This is a genomic window from Bartonella sp. CL63NXGY (genome assembly GCF_042194905.1).
Classification (GTDB): domain Bacteria; phylum Pseudomonadota; class Alphaproteobacteria; order Rhizobiales; family Rhizobiaceae; genus Bartonella.
The window spans coordinates 1-3,152 of record NZ_JBHINK010000042.1 but is presented as its reverse complement, the minus strand read 5'-3'; the positions used below and the strand labels follow the sequence as shown (position 1 = coordinate 3,152).

General features: G+C 47.2%; 7 protein-coding genes. 6 read left to right on the top strand and 1 reads right to left on the bottom strand.

What is annotated here, in order from left to right; genetic code table 11:
• The coding region (locus tag ACFIK0_RS08940; RefSeq protein WP_375663855.1) for a helix-turn-helix transcriptional regulator at positions 1 to 371 on the bottom strand (371 nt) is incomplete at its 3' end.
• 151 nt (positions 372 to 522) lie between these two features.
• On the opposite strand from ACFIK0_RS08940, the gene ACFIK0_RS08935 reads away from it, so the two are divergent.
• From ACFIK0_RS08935 to ACFIK0_RS08910, 6 genes are all read left to right on the top strand, one after another.
• Positions 523 to 828, top strand: coding sequence for a helix-turn-helix transcriptional regulator (locus tag ACFIK0_RS08935; protein ID WP_005864619.1), 306 nt, complete (start codon positions 523 to 525; stop codon positions 826 to 828).
• A gap of 73 nt (positions 829 to 901) precedes the next feature.
• Complete coding sequence (locus ACFIK0_RS08930) at positions 902 to 1,042, top strand: hypothetical protein (RefSeq protein ID WP_273755279.1); 141 nt, start codon at positions 902 to 904, stop codon at positions 1,040 to 1,042.
• Positions 1,026 to 1,424 (top strand): hypothetical protein, encoded by a 399-nt coding sequence (locus tag ACFIK0_RS08925; RefSeq protein ID WP_375612308.1) that lies wholly within the window; start codon positions 1,026 to 1,028, stop codon positions 1,422 to 1,424. Before ACFIK0_RS08930 ends, ACFIK0_RS08925 begins: the two co-directional genes overlap by 17 nt.
• On the top strand, positions 1,424 to 2,371 hold the full coding sequence (locus ACFIK0_RS08920) for a ParB/RepB/Spo0J family partition protein (protein WP_375637261.1): 948 nt from the start codon (positions 1,424 to 1,426) through the stop codon (positions 2,369 to 2,371). Before ACFIK0_RS08925 ends, ACFIK0_RS08920 begins: the two co-directional genes overlap by 1 nt.
• Positions 2,368 to 2,826: a hypothetical protein gene (locus ACFIK0_RS08915; protein ID WP_012232200.1), complete on the top strand. Its 459-nt coding sequence runs from the start codon at positions 2,368 to 2,370 to the stop codon at positions 2,824 to 2,826. The genes ACFIK0_RS08920 and ACFIK0_RS08915 overlap by 4 nt, the downstream gene beginning before the upstream one ends.
• Positions 2,823 to 3,152: DNA-binding protein (locus ACFIK0_RS08910; RefSeq protein WP_375663854.1), on the top strand; the 330-nt coding region annotated here is incomplete at its 3' end. The genes ACFIK0_RS08915 and ACFIK0_RS08910, both read left to right, overlap by 4 nt.

The following is a 3,152-nucleotide window of genomic DNA, read 5'->3' as shown; positions in this document are numbered from 1 at the left end:
GCTATATCTTCAGGGGGGAGTTTTATTTTAGCATCGCGATAGGTTGTATAAGCTATGCGACCAAGCTTTTTCATGAGACCAGCAGGGATAGTTTGTGGTTTAAAACCAGCTGCTTTCGCCTTTTCCATGTCTGTAAACATTTCGCCTTCTCCAGTGAGAAGCCAATGAAAGTCTACGCCATAAATTTTGTGATAGGCAATTACGATAGATGCTGGTGGCTCATTTATACCGAGCTCATAATTTGCAAGCGTATTTTTTGCCAAATTAAGAGATTTGGCAAAAGCACCGCGTTCTTCGTTTCCGAGGATTCGTCTTATTTCACGTAGGCGTTTTGCCAATGGTGTTTTAGGTTCTGTTTCTAAACGTGCCAAAAAAATACCCATTAAGACCATTTTACGGGTTGACAAACCCGTAAAATGGTTTTAACTGTTATTACCGCCCGATATTGAGGGCAGATATTTTACAATTAACCCCACAAAAAACGGATGGTTTGAGCATCCGTTTGAAGCAGGAGCGAAAGTTATGACAACCACCCAAACATGCATCCAAGTATGGGATCGCCATAGTATTTTAGCCGAGCTACGCCGCCGTAACATGACCTTGGCGGAGCTCGCGAAAGCTTATCAACTATCGTCATCCAGTGTTCAACACATTTGGACACGGTCTAACGAGAAAGCCGAACGCGCTATTGCCGATTTTATCGGTTTGCCCGTTGAGCAGGTTTTTAGCGACCGCTACCCCAAAAGTCGCCGTCGCATTTTTAAAGCAGCAAAACATGCCAACACAGATTCGCGTGCGCATTCTGCTTTGCGCGGTAATGCTGCTTGAACTTCGTTACACGGCTTTGCGTTTTTGCGCATTTGCCATGAATTTAAATACCATAAGATAAAAAGGTTTATCAATGTCTAAAGATCAGTACGAAATAGGCAAGATAAATTGCATAGAGTTGCATCATAGAACAGCCGTTTGCATGGGTTGGTTCTGGCGATTAGATGGTGGTCATATTGTTTTTATAGGGGGTGGTTATGGTTGCTGCTTGTAATTTATGGACCCCAGAAGCCAGAAGCGATATCGTTAATCCTTATTCGGAGGTTGAACGTTTGGAAGCTATGCTTGCCTGTTCTTTTAAGGCGGTGAGTAGTGGATTTAAACATTTGCCAATCCGGTATATTATTGACCCTCCGCACTGCTTATTTGATGCGGCGTTAGCACGACAGATTGTTATTCATATTTTGCATTATCAGTTTGAGGTGCCGCGGCGGCGTCTTGTTGCCATGCAAGAGCGTGAACGCACTGCTGTTGCTCGTTCTTTGCGTACCATTAACCGGCGTTTGGAAGAACCCGTTTTTGCGAAAGCTTATCGAAGATGGGCGGGGCGTGCGATGGATTTATTCTTTAAAGAGATCAGAAAGGCGGGGGCGTGATGGCACAGTTTCAAAAGCTTGCTCTTGATGTGATTGTGGTACCGGAGCGTATACGCCCTGTGGATGATGAGCATGCCAAGGCACTTGCACAATCAATGGCGCGGGAGGGATTGATGAATCCGATTACGGTGCGCCATACCCCCAATGCTAAGGAAGGTAATTACACGCTTATTGCTGGTGCGCATCGGCTTCGTGCTGCTGAGCTTTTGGGCTATAGTGACATTGATGCCGTTGTGGTGCAGGCTGATAAGGACAATGCCGCGCTTTTAGAGGTTGCTGAAAACCTCTTTCGCAATGAATTGTCAGTGATTGATCGTGCGCTTTTTGTCCAGACTTACCGCGAATTGTGGGAAAAGAAGTATGGGGAAATTAAGCGTGGTGGGGACGGTAGTAATCAACATAAAGTCAAAAAAGAGCAATTGGGACAAGTTGTCCCAATTGCTCAAAGGGACAGCAATGCAACTTCAGATCACAATAAAATCGGGAGTGAAGGGGACAAAGTGGCAAAGGGTCAAGTTGACCCTTTGCCAAATGATGGTGACTTAAATGGCAAAGTGCAAAGTTTGCACTTTGCCAAACATGTGGCGGACCGCATTGGTTTGTCTCCAAAATCAGTAAGACGTCTTAACAGCATTTCTCGACATTTACAGCCAGAATTACGCTCTGTTTTGCGGGGGACAGCCTTGGCAGATAATCAAGCGCAGTTGTTGAAGTTGGCGAAGATGGAGCCGGTTGCGCAACGGCGGGTGGCAATTGCTTTGCAACAGGTTGAGGGGGATTTGAGGCGGGCTGTTGATTTGGTCAATGGGATTAATACACCTCCGCAAATTAATGAACAAGAGCGGGTTTTTGCTCAGTTATTGGGTGTTTGGCAGAGAGCAGATGCGCAGACAAAGGCGCGGTTTTATGATTATTTGAACAAGCAATCGGGGGAGGTGCTGTCATGAAGAGGCATGGTTGCGGGCAGCTTGATTTTTTCCAAAAGCCGGTTTTTCCTTGTCGTGAACCCGTTGCGCAGATTGATTTAGGGCGGTTTCGCTCGCGCATTAAGCGAGCGATGGCGCGGGCTTTGAGAGAATGCCGGCATGAGCGCAGTGTGATTGCGGAGCGTATGGCGCATTATTTAGGGATTGGGTGTTTAAGTAAGGCGAGTTTGGATGCTTATGTTGCGGAAAGTAAGCAGGTGGATATTTCCCTGCCGCGGTTTAAGGCATTTGTGCGGGCGACAGAGGCATTTTGGCTTTGGGATGAGGTGGTGAGTGAAGATGGATTGTTGCTGTTGCAAGGGGATGAGGCGCGGTTAGCAGAAATTGCGCGGCTTCAGCAGGAACAGCGGGAGATTGCAGCGCAATTGAAAGCCATGCGCGCAACGCCGGTTCGCATTAAAAGGGGGCAGCCATGAAGGAATGGTTTACTATTGCCGAATTGGCTGAGGCAGCTTTGCCAGGGTTGCCGAAAACATATAAAAGTCTTGAAAACCACGGACGGGCATATTGGAGAAAAAACTCTGAACTTTCGAGGAAAGTGGGAGGCAAAACCAAGCCGGTTTGGAAGTATCACATTTCCTTATTGCCGGAGGGGGCGCGGGCGGCGTTGTTGGTGCGGTTTGGAGTGGGTGTTGATGTGAAACAAACGCAAGGGGAGCAAAAGACAAGCATTTGGGTGCGTTATGAGGGGCTTTCCAAGGCGCATAAAAGGCGCTGTGAAGAGCGTTTGAAGGCACTTTGC

What these genes read in the sequence shown, in the direction of transcription:
- ACFIK0_RS08935 (WP_005864619.1), top strand. Translation starts at nt 523, where the DNA reads ATGACAACCACCCAAACATGCATCCAAGTATGGGATCGCCATAGTATT.
- ACFIK0_RS08930 (WP_273755279.1), top strand. Translation starts at nt 902, where the DNA reads ATGTCTAAAGATCAGTACGAAATAGGCAAGATAAATTGCATAGAGTTG.
- ACFIK0_RS08925 (WP_375612308.1), top strand. Translation starts at nt 1,026, where the DNA reads ATGGTTGCTGCTTGTAATTTATGGACCCCAGAAGCCAGAAGCGATATC.
- ACFIK0_RS08920 (WP_375637261.1), top strand. Translation starts at nt 1,424, where the DNA reads ATGGCACAGTTTCAAAAGCTTGCTCTTGATGTGATTGTGGTACCGGAG.
- ACFIK0_RS08915 (WP_012232200.1), top strand. Translation starts at nt 2,368, where the DNA reads ATGAAGAGGCATGGTTGCGGGCAGCTTGATTTTTTCCAAAAGCCGGTT.